The organism is Streptomyces sp. WAC 06738 (assembly GCF_003945505.1).
Taxonomy (GTDB): domain Bacteria; phylum Actinomycetota; class Actinomycetes; order Streptomycetales; family Streptomycetaceae; genus Streptomyces.
Genome location: NZ_CP029618.1, coordinates 3196827 through 3210768 on the forward strand (window position 1 = coordinate 3196827; position 13942 = coordinate 3210768).

13 protein-coding genes are annotated in these 13942 nt (G+C 75.2%); 7 read left to right on the plus strand and 6 right to left on the minus strand.

What is annotated here, in order from left to right:
- Positions 1–41: 41 nt before the first annotated feature.
- Together DMB38_RS13570 and DMB38_RS13575 are read right to left on the minus strand one after the other, a co-directional pair.
- On the minus strand, positions 42–1190 hold the full coding sequence (locus DMB38_RS13570; RefSeq protein WP_240662700.1) for an NAD(P)/FAD-dependent oxidoreductase: 1149 nt from the start codon (positions 1188–1190) through the stop codon (positions 42–44).
- A 166-nt stretch (positions 1191–1356) separates the two neighbouring features.
- Complete coding sequence (locus DMB38_RS13575) at positions 1357–2010, minus strand: TetR family transcriptional regulator (RefSeq protein ID WP_125935410.1); 654 nt, start codon at positions 2008–2010, stop codon at positions 1357–1359.
- A 241-nt stretch (positions 2011–2251) separates the two neighbouring features.
- Between DMB38_RS13575 and DMB38_RS13580 the strand changes: the two genes are divergently transcribed.
- Entirely contained in the window at positions 2252–3121 is an 870-nt protein-coding gene (locus DMB38_RS13580; RefSeq protein ID WP_125935411.1) for a VOC family protein, read from the plus strand.
- Between the two features lie 226 nt (positions 3122–3347).
- Positions 3348–6011, plus strand: coding sequence for a serine/threonine-protein kinase (locus tag DMB38_RS13585; protein ID WP_125935412.1), 2664 nt, complete (start codon positions 3348–3350; stop codon positions 6009–6011).
- Positions 6012–6031: 20 nt separating this feature from the next.
- Here DMB38_RS13585 and DMB38_RS13590 read toward each other — a convergent pair whose 3' ends face one another.
- Positions 6032–6913: an NAD(P)-binding domain-containing protein gene (locus tag DMB38_RS13590; protein WP_125935413.1), complete on the minus strand. Its 882-nt coding sequence runs from the start codon at positions 6911–6913 to the stop codon at positions 6032–6034.
- A gap of 120 nt (positions 6914–7033) precedes the next feature.
- Here DMB38_RS13590 and DMB38_RS36825 point away from each other — a divergent pair, with 120 nt between their 5' ends.
- The 3 genes from DMB38_RS36825 (at position 7034) to DMB38_RS13605 (ending at position 9919) form a co-directional block, all read left to right on the plus strand.
- Positions 7034–7576 carry a helix-turn-helix domain-containing protein gene (locus tag DMB38_RS36825; RefSeq protein WP_240662194.1) on the plus strand — a complete coding sequence of 181 codons (543 nt, stop codon included), beginning with the start codon at positions 7034–7036 and terminating at the stop codon, positions 7574–7576.
- Complete coding sequence (locus DMB38_RS13600; protein WP_125935414.1) at positions 7577–8494, plus strand: GNAT family N-acetyltransferase; 918 nt, start codon at positions 7577–7579, stop codon at positions 8492–8494.
- A gap of 411 nt (positions 8495–8905) precedes the next feature.
- Positions 8906–9919, plus strand: a complete 1014-nt coding sequence (locus DMB38_RS13605; protein WP_240662195.1) for a helix-turn-helix domain-containing protein — start codon at positions 8906–8908, stop codon at positions 9917–9919.
- Positions 9920–9996: 77 nt separating this feature from the next.
- Here DMB38_RS13605 and DMB38_RS13610 read toward each other — a convergent pair whose 3' ends face one another.
- On the minus strand, positions 9997–10971 hold the full coding sequence (locus tag DMB38_RS13610) for a WYL domain-containing protein (protein WP_125935415.1): 975 nt from the start codon (positions 10969–10971) through the stop codon (positions 9997–9999).
- Between the two features lie 62 nt (positions 10972–11033).
- Between DMB38_RS13610 and DMB38_RS13615 the strand changes: the two genes are divergently transcribed.
- Entirely contained in the window at positions 11034–11429 is a 396-nt protein-coding gene (locus DMB38_RS13615) for a RidA family protein (protein WP_125935416.1), read from the plus strand.
- A gap of 63 nt (positions 11430–11492) precedes the next feature.
- Here the strand turns inward: DMB38_RS13615 and DMB38_RS13620 are convergent, their stop codons facing one another.
- Positions 11493–12020 carry a DUF1062 domain-containing protein gene (locus DMB38_RS13620; RefSeq protein ID WP_164715989.1) on the minus strand — a complete coding sequence of 176 codons (528 nt, stop codon included), beginning with the start codon at positions 12018–12020 and terminating at the stop codon, positions 11493–11495.
- 401 nt (positions 12021–12421) lie between these two features.
- On the opposite strand from DMB38_RS13620, the gene DMB38_RS13625 reads away from it, so the two are divergent.
- Positions 12422–13324 (plus strand): GNAT family N-acetyltransferase, encoded by a 903-nt coding sequence (locus DMB38_RS13625; RefSeq protein ID WP_125935418.1) that lies wholly within the window; start codon positions 12422–12424, stop codon positions 13322–13324.
- Between the two features lie 69 nt (positions 13325–13393).
- Here the strand turns inward: DMB38_RS13625 and DMB38_RS13630 are convergent, their stop codons facing one another.
- Entirely contained in the window at positions 13394–13903 is a 510-nt protein-coding gene (locus DMB38_RS13630; RefSeq protein ID WP_125935419.1) for a DinB family protein, read from the minus strand.
- Positions 13904–13942 lie beyond the last annotated feature (39 nt).

Consider the following 13942-nt stretch of genomic DNA (forward strand, 5'->3'; position numbering starts at 1 on the left):
CCGCGCGGCTCCGGCGGGCGCGGTGGGCTCGCTGCCCCGCCTCAGTCCTCCTTCGCCACCTTTCGCGCCAGCTCCTCCGCCTCCGCCCCGATTTCCCGCAGGCTTCCGCTCGCCGGCCCCGTGAACCCCACGAAGTGCAGCCCCCGCGCCCCCTCCGGCGACCGGCGGCCCCGTGCTCGGGGCAGGCCGCGGGGGTCCAGGACGTCGAGGTGGCCGACCAGTTCCTCCAGCCCTCGCCGCCAGCCCGTCGCCGCGATCACCGCGTCCGGTTCCGCGCGGTCGCCGTCCGCCAGGATGACGCCGTCGCCGTCCAGCGCCGCCACCGCCGGGACCGGCAGGACCCGGCGGTCGCGTACCGCCGCGACCAGGCCCGTGTCGACGACCGGGACCGCGCCCTCCCGCAGCCGGGTGTAGAGGCCGCTCGCCGGGCGCGGCAGGCCGTACGCGCCGAGGTCCGGGACCCCGATCCGGCTGATCCTGCCCGCCAGCCGGTCCACCGTCCCGGCCGGCAGCGCGCCGCTCAGCCGCCTGCCCGCCACCGCGCACCAGCCCGCGGCCGGTCTGCGGACGACGTGCGGCAGCGTCCGTACCGCCAGCCGCACCCGCTTCGCGCCGCCGGCCGCCAGCTCCACGGCTATCTCCGTGCCCGTGTTGCCCCCGCCGACGACGAGGACGTCCTTGCCCTCGTACGGGGCGGGGTTGCGGTAGTGCGCGGCGTGCAGCAGTTCGCCGCGGTACGTGTCGCGGCCCGGCCAGTCCGGTACGTACGGGGTGTGGCAGTAGCCGGTGGCGATGACGACCCGGCGGCCGTCGAGGACGCGGCCCCCGGTCGCGGCCACCGTCCAGCCGGAACCGGAACCGGAACCGGAAGCGGAAGCGGACCCCGGGCCCGCGCGGTCGACCCGCGCCGCCTCCACGTTGTACACGATCTCCAGCTCGTGGGCCTCCGCGTACTCCTCCAGGTAGTGCGCGAGCTGGTCCCGGCCCACCCACCGCCCGTACCGGCGCGGGAGTGGCATGCCCGGCAGCCCCGACATCCGCCGCGGCGTGTGCAGCCGCAGCCCGTCGTAGTGCCGGCGCCAGGAGTCGCCCACCCGGGCGCCCCGCTCCAGGACGACGGCCCGGACCCCGGCCGCCCGCAGCGCCGCCGCCGTCGCGAGCCCGGCGGGGCCGCCGCCGACGACGAGCACGGGACGCTCGTCCCGGCCATCCGGCTGCCGCCCGCCTTGCTGCCGTCCGCGCTCTGAAGGGACACGGTCATGAGACATGCGGCTGAGCGTAGTGCCGCGAGGGCCGCCGTCCGGCGGCTTGCCCGGCTCCCTGCACTAACGATTCAGCAGCCGCTACGCTGCGCGCTCACACCTGCTTCGGCGGCTTGCGCCCCGTCACCCCGAGGTGCACCAGCAGCGCCAGCGACGGCTTCAGGTCCGCCTGCTTCACGCCCCACGTCTGGAACGCCTTCTGGTGTGCCGCCACCCCGGCGAGCATCACCACCAGCGACCCGGCCACCGCCGCCGGGTGCACGGCCTCGTCCACCTTGCCCTTCGCCTGGAGCTCCCTGACCGACTCGGTGAGGGACTTGGTGACGGAGTTGAGGATCTTCATCCGGATCTTGTAGAACCGCTTGTCGCCCTCGGCGGCCCCGAGGTCGACGACGCGCAGGATCGCCTCGTTCCGCCGCCAGAACCCGAGGAACCCGTCGACCAGCTCCTCCGCGGCCTGGGCCCCGGACTTGCCCGTCCAGGAGCGGCCCGCCACGAGCCCGGTCAGGCCGGCGCCCTCCTTCGCCATCTGCTCCGCCAGCTCCAGGACCGCGCCCTCGACATCGGGGAAGTACTGGTAGAAAGTCGCTGGTGAGGTGCCCGCCCTGCGGGCGACGTCGATCACCTTCACGTCCCGGTACGGCGAGGAGTCGAGCATCTCGCCGAGGCATGCGAGCAACTTGGTGCGGGTCGCCTGGCCGCGCCGGCCGGCGACACGGCCGTCGACCGTCCGAACTTGACCTGTCATGCCGTCAGCTTACCGACGCGTGATCGAACCGCGATCTGACGAGGGCAAACGGGGAGGTCACACGGTCGGAAGTGCGCGAATTGTCACTCTCGAACAGAATTGACGTGACGTTCGGGGTATTTTCGCAAGAGCCCATGTCCGCACCGGATACGTTGGCGATGCGACCCATCGCGCGATCCCCGTCCCGCTTGTCCCCCATCACGCCACTCCCTCACGGTCCCATGGAAGGACGACGACGGTCATGGCCGCATTCGCCGAGGGCTCACCCTGCTGGGCCGACGCCACCCTGCCCGACCTCCGCGCCGGTGAGCGCTTCTACGGTGAGCTGTTCGGCTGGACGTTCACGGAGGGCGGCGAGGGCACGGACGCCGGCCCCGGCTTCCCCCGGCACTCCCGGGCGTACCTCGACGGCAGGCCGATCGCCGCGCTCGTCGCCAAGCGCGACGGCCGGATGCCCACCGTCTGGGGCATCCACCTGGCCACCCCCGACCTCGCCGCCACCGTGGAGAAGGTCCGCGGGGCCGGCGGCACCGTGCTCACCGGGCCGGTGGCGGCCTCGGACGCCGGCCGGTCGGCGACGGTCGCGGACCCGGACGGCGCGGTGTTCTCCGTCTGGCAGGCGGGCGAGCGGCCGGGCTTCGGCGTCACGGACGTGCCGGGCTCCTTCTGCTGGACCGAGGTCTACGTACGGAACGCGGACGCGGCCGACGCCTTCTACCCGGCGGTTTTCGGCTACGAGTTGCAGGCACCCCCGTTCGACGCGGGCGACTTCAAGGCGTGGACGCTGCCGGAGTCCGGCCGCCAGGTGGCCGGGCGGGCGATCGTCGGCGACGTGCTGCCGCCGGAGATGCCGCCGCACTTCCTCGTCTACTTCCGGGTCGGCGACGTCGGCGACGCGCTGCGGACGGTACGGCGCGGCGGCGGGCGGGTGCTCGTGGACCGGCAGGAGATCCCGGGGGCGACGTTCGCGGTGGTGGTGGACAACCAGGGGGCGGCGTTCGCGGTGATGGACGGGGCGTCGGCCGCGGACGGCGAGCCGGCCGGGGCCGAGTCGGCGCGAGGCGAGGCGGAGCCGCCCTCCGCCCCCGCCACCAGCGCCGACGGGACCTGACCCGGTGCTGTCCTGCGCCCCGCGCCCCGCGCGGCCCGCGGGGCTCCACCGGACCCGGCGGTTCCAGGGGCGGCGGTGTCCGGAGCCGCCCCCCGGGTTAGCCCCGGTGCGTTCCGGAGTGGAGAATCGGCAGGCGTACTTTCGGGACTGACGGCCGTACGCCTGCGGTGAGAGGCTGCAGGGGGGCCCGGTTCCGGGAGCCCCCCACGGGGAGGTGGATGGTTACGTGGTCGAGCAGCTTGCGCAGCACGACCCGCGGCGGATCGGTCCTTTCGAGGTGCTCGGCAGGCTGGGCGCCGGCGGAATGGGTCTCGTCTATCTCGCGCGGTCGGCGTCCGGCCGCCGCGTAGCGATCAAGACTGTCCGCACCGAGCTGGCCGAGGACCAGCTCTTCCGCGTGCGCTTCACCCGCGAGGTCGAGGCCGCCCGGGCCGTCAGCGGCTTCTACACCGCCCCCGTCGTCGACGCCGACCCGCGGGCGGCCGTGCCGTGGCTCGCCACCGCGTACATGCCCGCGCCCTCGCTGGAGGAGATGGTCAACGACTGCGGGCCGCTGCCGCCGCAGGCCGTGCGGTGGATCGCCGCGGGCGTCGCGGAGGCGCTGCAGTCCATCCACGGCGCCGGGCTGGTCCACCGCGACCTCAAGCCGTCCAACGTGCTGGTCCTGGAGGACGGGCCGCGCGTGATCGACTTCGGCATCGCGTCCGGCGTCTCCAACACCCGGCTGACCATGACCAACGTCGCCGTCGGCACGCCCGCGTACATGTCGCCGGAACAGGCGCGCGACTCGCGGAGCGTGACCGGCGCCAGCGACGTCTTCTCGCTCGGCTCCACCCTCGTCTTCGCCGCGACGGGCCACGCGCCGTTCCACGGCGCGAACCCCGTCGAGACCGTGTTCATGCTGCTGCGCGAGGGGCCGGACCTGGAGGGGCTGCCGGGCGAGCTGCGGCCGCTCATCGAGGCGTGCATGCAGATGACCGCCGACCAGCGGCCCTCGCCCGAGGCGCTCCAGTCCGATCTGGCGCCGCACCTCTTCGGCGCCGGGGGCGACGACAGCGGTACGGCGTCGGCGTGGCTGCCGCGTACGGCGATCCGGATGATCGAGACGCGCCGGGGGGCCGCGGCCACGCTCGGCGGGGCCGGGGCGCACGGGGGCTCCTCCGGGCGGCACGGGGGGTCGCGGGGGTCCTCCGCCTCGCGCCGGTCGATGCCGCCGCGGCCCGCGCACCCGCCGTCGGCGGGCCCGGGGGGCGCACCGCAGGCGCCGCCGCAGTCGGCACCCCACTCCGTACCCCAGTCGGCACCGCACTCCGCACCGCAGTCCGCGCCGCACTCCGCTCCCGGGCGGCACGCCGGGCCACCCGGGCCGGGCCCCGCCCTCGGCCCCGGCGCGGGGCCCGCCCATGCTGCGCCCGGCGGTGCGCAGGCCGCACCCCCCGCGGCGCCGCCGGAGCGCGTGCCCCCGCAGTCGGCCGCCGCGCCGCCGCAGGCCCCCGGCGCCGATGTCCAGTTGGCCGGCGCCGCCGTGCCGATCGGCCCGGGGCCCCGCGTCGTGGACGCCCGCGCCGCCCGCGCCCGCGCCGCCGCGGACGGCGGGCTCGACCTGGGCTGGGCCAGGCCCCGCGGCTCGGCCGCGGCGCCCGGCTCCCAGCAGGCGCCCGCCGCGCACTCCGGCGGCCACGCGCCCGCCGCCTCCCCGCCCACCACCGCGCCCGCGCCCCCGGCCGAGGCGGCGCCGCAGGAGCCGGCGCGGTGGCGGCCGTGGCGGTTCCGGATGTCCAACGACGTGTGGGGCAAGCCCGTCGTCTCCGGAAACCTGCTCTACGTCACCTCCTTCGAGGTCCACGCGCTCGACGTGACCAGCGGCAGGCGGCAGTTCAAGACCCGCGAGGTCGCCTGGTCCATGGCGCTGGCCGAGGGCCTGATCCACGCCTCGGACGGCCCCAGCCTGTACGCCCTCGACGCCGCCGACGGCCGCGAGCACTGGCGCCAGGGCACCGGCGGCTGGGTGTACTCGCTCCAGGTCGCCGCCGGCACCGTGGTCACCGGCACCCGCGGCGGCGGCCTCCAGGCCCGGCACGCCGCCACCGGCGAGCCGCTGTGGGAACACAGCGGCGCGCAGACGGAGTTCGAGACCCAGGAAGCCGGGCCGCTGGCCCACGACGGCACGGTCTACGTCTGGGGCGACGGCCGCCTCCGCGCCCTGGACATCCGCTCCGGCGCCGAACGCTGGTCGTACCCCATCGGCGACGCCGCCGCCTGCGGCGGCGTCCCGGTGCGGCTGCTCCCGGTGGATGCCACCGCCGGTGCGGCCGCGGGCCCCACGGTCTTCGCGTCCGCGGGCAAGCGGGTCCTCGCCCTGGACGCCGCGTACGGCACGCTGCGCTGGACGTTCGAGGCCCCCGCGGTGATCCTCAGCCCGCCCGCGTACGCCCCGGGCGCGGCCCTCACCGGCGGCGGCGTCTTCGTCGCCGACCACCTCGGCACGGTCTACGCCCTCGACGCCGCCGACGGCCGCGAACGCTGGCGCATCGCCACCGAGGCCCGCCAGTCCATCGAACCCGTCCTCGTCGCCGACAACCACGTCCACGTCGGCAGCGGCGCCGCCCTCTACACCCTCGACGCCGTCGCCGGCACCCCGATGTGGCGCTTCGCCACCCGCGGCGACCTGATCGGCGCCCCGGTCGCCGCCGACGGCCGCGTCCACTTCGGCTCCGCGGACCACTGCATCTACGCCGTCGACGCCGTAGGCGGCCAGCTCCGCTGGAAACTCGCCACGGACGGCGAGATCACCGGCTCCCCCGTCGTCGCCAACGGCGTCGTCTACGCCTGCAGCAAGGACCGCTGCGTCTACGCCCTCGACGCCGCAAAGGGCACGGCCCGCCGCTGATCCCCGCCGCCGGGGCGGCCTCAGCGCAGGAGGAGGTCGACCAGGCCCTTGGGGTTCTTCGCCTCGTTCCGCTCCGTCAGGCCGCGGCGCATCAGTTCGAAGTAGGGGGCCAGGAGTTCGGGGCTCACCCCCTGCTGGCGGGCCGTGTCGAGGAACGTGGGCGTGCCCGCCACCTGCATGGCGAGGCTGGAGACCTCCTCCTCGGGGGCCGCGTCCGCGGTGAGTCCCGCGGCGACGGCGTGTGCGGCCGGCGCCATCGCCGTGAGCCAGCCGGTCAGCAGTCCGGCGAACGCCGCCGGGTCCAGGTTCTCCCTGCGGATCAGCGCGAAGGCGTGCGTCGTCCCGGCGAACATGCCGTACATCGCGCTCAGTAGCGCCACATCCTGCAAGGCCGCGAAGCCCGGGTCCTCGCCGGCGTAGGTGGTGCCCGCCGGGACCGCCAGGGTGTCGCGGTGGCGGTCGAAGACGTCGCGCGGGCCGCTGTAGAGCACGTAGCCGCCGCTCTCCGGGACGCCGATCATCGGCGGTACGGCCATGATCCCGCCGTCCAGGTACCGCGCGCCCCGGTCGCTCGCCCACGCCGCGCGCGCACGGGCCTGGGCGGGGGTCGACGTGGTCAGGTTGACCACGTCCTTGCCGGAGAGGTCCGTGCCGGCCAGGACCTCGCCGACGGACACGTCGTCCAGCAGGCAGACGACGACGAGGGTGCTCGCCGCGACCGCCTCCGCCGGGCCGTCCGCCCTGCGGGCGCCCCCGGCGGCCAGTGCGCCGGCGCGGGCGGGGGTGCGGTTCCAGACGGTCGTCGGGTGGCCGGCGGCGAGCCAGGCGCGGGCCAGCGCGGTGCCCATCGCGCCGAGGCCGAGAAGGGTCACGGGGGTCTTGTCTTCGCTGTGCGGAGTCATGACGACAAGGCTGGTCACAGGCCCGTTGACGATCAAGTACGCACTTCGGAGTGGGTGGTTACCCTGGGGTGAGCGAGCACCTCGGCGGGGGTCCGGAGGTGCGGAAGCGGGAGGGGAGAGATGACCACGCTGAACCGGCCGGGGGCACCCGACGGCCACGTCTGCGGCATCGACGCCGCGATGGAGATCATCGGCGGCAAGTGGAAGGTGCTGATCCTCTGGGCGCTCGACGACCGCCCCGCCCGCCGCTTCGGCGAACTCCGCCGCCTCCTGCCCGGCATCACGGAGAAGGTCCTCGCCTCCCATCTGCGCGAGATGGAGGCGGACGGGATCGTCCGGCGGGTGTCGTACGAGGAGGTGCCGCCCCGCGTCGAGTACTCCCTGACGGCCTCCGGCACCCGGCTGAACGCCGCGCTGGTGCCGCTGGCGGAGTGGGGCCGGGAGCGCGTCGCCGCGGCACGGGCCGCCGGTGCGGAAGCGCCCGTCGGCGAGGCCTTCGACGGCAGGGGCACCGACGGGCGGGCTTCCGATGCCGTGCCGGTCCCCGGCGCGCAGCGCCCCGGCCCGCTCACCGGCCGCGCGCCGGCCCCCGGGGCGGCGGCCGTCCGCGTGCCCGTCCCCGCCCCCGCTCCTGCCCGCGGCGGCGACCGGCAGGCCCGGTAGATGCGTCGTCGCCCCCTCGCCCCGCCCTCCCCCGCCCGTCTCACCGTCCGGCCCTACGCGCCCGCCGACGAGCCCGCCGTCCTCCGGCTCGTCAACGCCGACCGGCTCCCCGGCCAGCCGCCCGCCACCCCCGCCATGCTCGCCGACGCCCTCGCCGGGCGGTCGCGCGCGGACGCCGACTGGTGGGCCGAACTGGACCCGCCCGTCACCGCCGTCGCCGAGACCCCCGGCGGCGGCGTCCAGGGCGTCGTGTCGTACGCGCTCCGCCCCCAGGACGACACCGGGCTGATCCTCTGGGCCCACTGCCGCGAACAGGCCCCCGTCGCCCGCGTGCTGATCGACCACGCCGTCGCCGCCCTCGCACCCCGCGCCGTCGACGCCTTCCACCTCACCTCCGCCCTCACCCTGGGCCTGGAGTGCCTGCCCGTCCGCCACCGGCCCGCCACGCGCGCCACCCTCGTCCGCGCCGGCTTCGCCGACCACCGCCGCTGGCGCTACCTCCGCCGCGGGCTTCCCGCCGCGGAACTCCCCCGCGTCCCGGGACTCCTCGTCGGTCCCGGCCCCGACGGCGACCCGCGGAAGCGGCAGTTGACCGTACGGGACGAGCGGGGCGAGGCCGTCGTCGCCGAAGCCCTCGTCGGCGCCCACGGCGGCTACGGCGCCCTGTGGTGGATCGGCGTCGAGGAGCACGCCCGGGGCCGCGGCCTCGCCCGCCGCCTCCTCGGCTCCGCGCTCGCGACGCTCACGGACGACCTCCGTGCGACGCAGGTCATCCTCCTGCTGGACGACGACGACACCGACGCCACGGCCCAGGACATCCGGGACCGTACGGCCGCGGCCGCGCTCTACGGCCGCGCGGGCTTCACCGAGATCGACGTCCTCCACGCCTTCACCCGCCCCCGTGCCGAAGGACCGTGAGAGCCGCGGAGGGTCCGTGCGCCCGGATCCGGGCCGCGGCCTGGGGCGTTACGGGGCCCCGCCCCCCGTACGGGGCCCCTGACGGCGCTCACCGCCTGCGTCGAGGACGGGGCCGCCGCGGTCTTCCCCCGCGACGGCCCCGGCCCGTACCGGTCCCGGGGCCGGGGCCGGCCCACCGTGCGCCCGGTGGAGCGCGGCCGTCCCCCGTGACCGGCCCCGCCGCCGAGCGGTTGCGGCGACGTGGACCGAGAATGTGTGCCGCGGCGCGGACCTGACAAGGCGGATAGGCGTTCGCGTACGTTCGGAACAGGGCTCACCTGTTCCGAACGCCCGCGAGCGCCCCGCGAACGTCCCGTGAACAAGGCCGGTTTCATGGTCGCGGGCGACCGCCCGTGCCGCCATGCTGGGGTCGTGATCCACGAGGAGGACGGCTCACCGGGGCCGCGGCCGGAGCCGCCGGAGCCCGCACGGGCGCCCCGGCCGGAGCAGCTCCGTACCCGCGCCGAGTACCTTGCCGCGCTGCGGGAGTTGCGCACCTGGTCCGGGCTGACGTACCGCGAGCTGGAGGCCAAGGCCGGCACGCACGCCGACTCCCTCCCGGCCAGCACCATCGCCACCACCCTCGGCCGGACCACGCTCCCCCGGGAGCGCTTCGTCGACGCCTTCACCCGCGCCTGCGGCCTGGCCGAACAGGACGTCGGCCCGTGGCTGGAGGCGCGCCGCCGCATCGCCACCCGCGAACACGCGCCCCCGCCGCCCGGGAAGGACGACGACCGCGAGCCGGCCCCGCCCCCGCCGGGGCCCGCCCCGCGGTGGCGGTGGGCGGCCGGGCTGCTCGCCGCGGTGGGGATCGGCGCCGGGGGCACGCTGGGCGTACAGGCGCTGCTCCCGGACGGCTCCGGGCCCGGCGAGCAGCGCGCGGCGGTCGGCAACCTTGCGGTGCCCGGACTCGACCTCCAGGCCGTGGGCAGTTGGGCGGAGATCCGTCCGGCCCGCAGCCCCGAGCTGTGCGTCACGGAGGGTACGGACCGTACGGGCCGCTACGGCTCGGCGGTCGCGGCCCAGCAGCCCTGCGCGCGATCGGCCCTGCCGCGGGTCTACCTCGAACCGGTCGGCGACGGCGCCGTACAGATCCAGTGGCACCACCCGGAGCACGGCGTCGGCTGCCTGACCGCCATGCGCGAAGGCCCCGGCCGCGGCCTGCTCGAACCGCGCGATGCGTGCGCCGACGACGACCCGGCGCAGCGCTTCCGTCTCGAAGCGGCCGGCGAGGGAGCGGAGAGGCGCTTCCGCATCCGCCCGGACACCGGCGAGTGCCTGGCACCGCGCGACGAGGACACCGGCCCCGGCGCCGAGATCGCGCGGGCCCGCTGCTCGGGTGGGGCGGAGGAAGAGTTCACGATCAGCCTGACCCCGCCGCCGTAGCGGACCGCCACGGGCACGTTGCAGATCGCCCGGTTCCGGCACCGAACGGCATCAGGGCGGGCGGTCCCGTGGCGGGTTCAGGACGGCGACGCGTAGTGGGCGGCGAGGGCCGCGGCGCGGTCGCGCAGTGCCGTTCGCAGCCACTCCGGGGTCAATGCCTCGGCGTCCGTCGCGAGTTGCCACACCGCCCATTCGGCGTGCCGCGCATCCTGGAACGCCACCTCCAGCCGCAGTCGCCCGTCCGCTTCCACGTCCTCGGCGAGTACGGCGAGGGCGGTGCCCACCAGCTCCTCGCGGCGCCGCGGCGTGATCCGTACCGTCACGGCGACCTGGTCCCCGCCGCTACGGAAGCGGGCGCTCCGCTCCTGCCAGGCCCGGTCGAGGTCGACGCGCTCGGGGCGCTGCGCGGGTTCGGGGAGTTCCTCGGCGGCGCGGACCCGCGAGAGGCGGTAGGTGCGGTCGGCGCCGTCGCGGGCGGCGAGCAGGTAGCCCTTGTCCCGTACGGTCACCAGGCCGATCGGGTCCACCGTGCGCCACGCCGCGGCCCGCCCCTCCGGGGCGTAGCGGATCCGCAGCTTCCGCCCGGCGAAGACGGCGCCGCGGATGGCGGCTATCACGTCGTCCGGTACCTCGTCGGCGGTGAGCGGGCGGGCGAGGAGGTCGGTCTCGGGGTCGACGAGGAGCCGTTCCGCGACCCCCGCGGCGGTGTCGCGGTAGCCGGGCGGCAGCGCGTCGACCACCTTGAGCATCGCCGACGCGAGCGCCGAGCCGAGCCCGAACGCCTGCGCACCGCGCCGTGATCCGGCGATGAGGAGGGCGAGGGCCTCGTCGTGGTTGAGCCCGGTGAGCTCCGTACGGAACCCGGGCAGCAGCGCGAACCCGCCGTGCCGGCCGCGCTCGGAGTGCACCGGCACGCCGGCCGCGGACAGGGCCTCGATGTCGCGCAGCACGGTGCGGGTGGAGACCTCCAGCTCGCGCGCGAGCGTGGCCGCGGAGAGCCGGCCGCGCTGGCGGAGGAGCAGGACCAGCGAGACCAGGCGATCGGCGCGCATACGAAAAAATCTAGCAGGATATACGACACAGGATGTCGTCATTCGTTGCGAGGCTGACGCCCATGGAACGCACAGCGATAAACCCGGTCACCTGGTCGACGGACATGGGCTTCAACCAGGGCGAACTGGCCTCCGGCCACACCCGCACGCTCTTCGTCTCGGGCCAGACCGCCATGAGCCCCGAGGGCCGGCCGCAGCACCCGGACGACATGGCCGCACAGCTCGCCCTCAGCCTCGACAACCTGGAGGCGGTCCTCGCCGGGGCGGACATGTCCCTGGAGAACCTCGTCCGCCTCAACGTCTACACCACCGACGTCGACGCCCTCTTCCCGCACTACGGCGAACTGGCCGCCCGCCTCGCCGCGGCGAAGGCGGCCCCGGCGACGACGATGCTCGGCGTCACCCGCCTGGCGATCCCCACCCTGCTGGTCGAACTGGAGGCCACCGCCGTCGCGTAGCGCGTACCCGGGGCCCGGCCGGCGGAGCGCGCCGACCGGGCCCCGGGTTTCCCGGGTGCGGGTTCAGCGTTTGAGGGTGAACGTGAAGTCGCCGGTCAGTCTGGCGTTGAGGCGGACCGCGGAGATGAGCCTCCCCTCGTCGATCAGGCGCTCCGCCTCGGCCCGCGTGAGGGCGCAGCCGTCGGCGATCAGCCGCACCGGGCGGACCGGGATCCGGGCCGCGAAGCGCACCGTGACGTCGATGACCTCGCGGTGGAGATGGTCCGTGCCGCCCGTGTCGAGGCGCCAGGCGCCGGTCCAGTCGAGCGCGACGCGGTTGCGGCGCTGGAAGGCCGGGTCCTGGAGCAGGGTGGCGGCCAGGTGGATGTCGTCGTGGTGGAGCCGGGCCAGGAGTTCGGGGCGTACGGAGCGTACGTTCACCCGCTCCAGGACCGTGAGCTTCGCCGTCACCCCGCAGCCCGTGCAGAGCGCGAGGAGCCAGACGTCGAGGAGCTTGTGGTGGGCGTTGACGCGGAACTTGCCGTTCGCCCGGAAGCGCCCGGACGCGCACGCATAACAGCGGCGGCGGACGAGCGGCAGGCAGGTGGGCATGACCAACCAGTCTGTGAGCACAGAAGTACACCGGTATCCGTGTGAGAAAACCGCAGCAAAATGCAGCGCGACGGCGCCCGCACGAAGCGGCGCACGACGCGCGACCAATCAGCGCTTGGGAGGTCTCACACGGTGTACAACGGCACGCCCTTGCCTCGACGACTCGGTCCCGGGCACCGTACGGGCGCCGGTCGGTGCGCCTCAAGGGATTTCCCGGGCCGTAAATCCGTGGACGGCCGCGCGGGCGATCACCTACTGTGTGACGGCACGCCCTGAGACGGTCGGAAGGAGGCGAGTGCCGTGAAGTCCACCCTTACCCAGCGCTCCCCTCGTCCGCAGTCCGGCGTGGTTCATCAGTCCTGACGGGAGCGCGCCGCACAGCCGTTATCCCGGAGGAATCCATGACCGATCCGGTCATCATCCGTGCGCTCACCGAGAGCGACGCCCCTCTCTTCGACACCCTGCCCGACCCCCTCGGCGCCCGTGAGGGCCACCGCAACACGCGGTTCCGTACGGAGTGGAAGCACGTCGCCCTCCGCGACGGCCGGGTCGTCGCCCGCGGCGCCTGGTGGGGCGGCCCCGACGACGCCGAGCCCCTCAGCGTCAACTGGTTCGACGTGGCAGAAGGCGAGGAGGAGGCGGGGACCCGACTCCTGCTCTCCGTGCCCTGGCGGGTCGAACTCGAAATCAACCTGCCCGGCGGCTGGCGCGAAGACCCCGCCCTGCGCGCCGCCGCCGACACCCGCTTCGCCGCCGCCCGCGCCGCCGGGTACGAACTCCTCGTCGAGCGGTTCCTCTACCGCTGGACCCCCGAGGGCGGCCTCCCCGAGCGGCCCGGCCGGCTGCGCTTCAGGGCCGAACCCGACGACGGCGTGTTCTTCGACGCCCTGCGCCGCATCCACTCCGCCACCCTGGACGCCCACGCGCTCAAGGCGATCGGGGAAGGCGGCCTGGACCAGGCGGCACAGGAAGAGATCGACTTCTTCCACTGGTGCCCCTCCCCGCGGGAGTGGTGGCAGACCGCGTACACGCCGGAGGGCGAACTGGCGGGCATCCACATCCCCGCCCACAACCCCTCGGGCCCGATCGTCGGCTTCATCGGCGTCCTCCCCGAACATCGCGGCCACGGCTATTCCTACGACCTCCTCGCGGAATGCACGCACTTCCTCGTCGAGCGGGGCGCGGAGTTCGTCAGCGCCGCGACGGACCGGGGGAACTTCCCGATGGCCGCGAACTTCGCGAAGGCCGGCTATCCCGTCGTACGGGAACGCGTCAACTTCCACCCGGCGGACCTGAAGGAGTAGGAGGAGAGGCGGGGCCCGGCATCGGGCCGGGCCCCGCTTCCGTACCGCGGGCTTCCGGTCGGCGGGGGCTCAGGCGCCCACGGTCCCGTCGATGCCCTCGCGCAGGAAGTCCGCGTGCCCGTTGTGCCGCCCGTACTCCAGAAGTACGTGCACCATCACCATCCGCAGCGACACGTCCTCGTCCCACCTCGGCTGGTAGCCGACCAGGTCCAGGGACTCCGCCTCCCGCTCGATCCGGCGCGACCGCCCGACCTCCGCCTCCCAGGCGCCGAACGCCTCGGCCCTGGTCGACCCGCTCGCGTCGTACGCCGCCTGGAAGTCGATCCGGTCGGACCAGACCATCGGCGCGTCGTGGTCCTCGAACACGCGCCGGAACCAGGCCCGTTCCACCTCCGCCATGTGCCGCACCAGACCGAGCAGCGAGAGCGTGGACGGCGGCATCGACCGCCGCCGCAGTTCCTCGTCGCTCAGCCCCTCGCATTTCCTGGCGAGAGTGGCGCGGTGGTAGTCGAGACAGGCCCGCAGCGTGTCGCGTTCGCTGCCCAGGCGGGGCGGTCCCACACGGTTGTCGACGGTCACGTGCCGTACCCCTCAGTCGTGCGTCCGGTTCCGGGCCAG

Excerpts from the sequence above, each read along its gene's own strand:
- DMB38_RS13575 (WP_125935410.1), bottom strand. The coding sequence starts at position 2,010 with ATGACAGGTCAAGTTCGGACGGTCGACGGCCGTGTCGCCGGCCGGCGC.
- DMB38_RS13580 (WP_125935411.1), top strand. The coding sequence starts at position 2,252 with ATGGCCGCATTCGCCGAGGGCTCACCCTGCTGGGCCGACGCCACCCTG.
- DMB38_RS13590 (WP_125935413.1), bottom strand. The coding sequence starts at position 6,913 with ATGACTCCGCACAGCGAAGACAAGACCCCCGTGACCCTTCTCGGCCTC.
- DMB38_RS36825 (WP_240662194.1), top strand. The coding sequence starts at position 7,034 with ATGACCACGCTGAACCGGCCGGGGGCACCCGACGGCCACGTCTGCGGC.
- DMB38_RS13600 (WP_125935414.1), top strand. The coding sequence starts at position 7,577 with ATGCGTCGTCGCCCCCTCGCCCCGCCCTCCCCCGCCCGTCTCACCGTC.
- DMB38_RS13610 (WP_125935415.1), bottom strand. The coding sequence starts at position 10,971 with ATGCGCGCCGATCGCCTGGTCTCGCTGGTCCTGCTCCTCCGCCAGCGC.
- DMB38_RS13615 (WP_125935416.1), top strand. The coding sequence starts at position 11,034 with ATGGAACGCACAGCGATAAACCCGGTCACCTGGTCGACGGACATGGGC.
- DMB38_RS13620 (WP_164715989.1), bottom strand. The coding sequence starts at position 12,020 with ATGCCCACCTGCCTGCCGCTCGTCCGCCGCCGCTGTTATGCGTGCGCG.
- DMB38_RS13625 (WP_125935418.1), top strand. The coding sequence starts at position 12,422 with ATGACCGATCCGGTCATCATCCGTGCGCTCACCGAGAGCGACGCCCCT.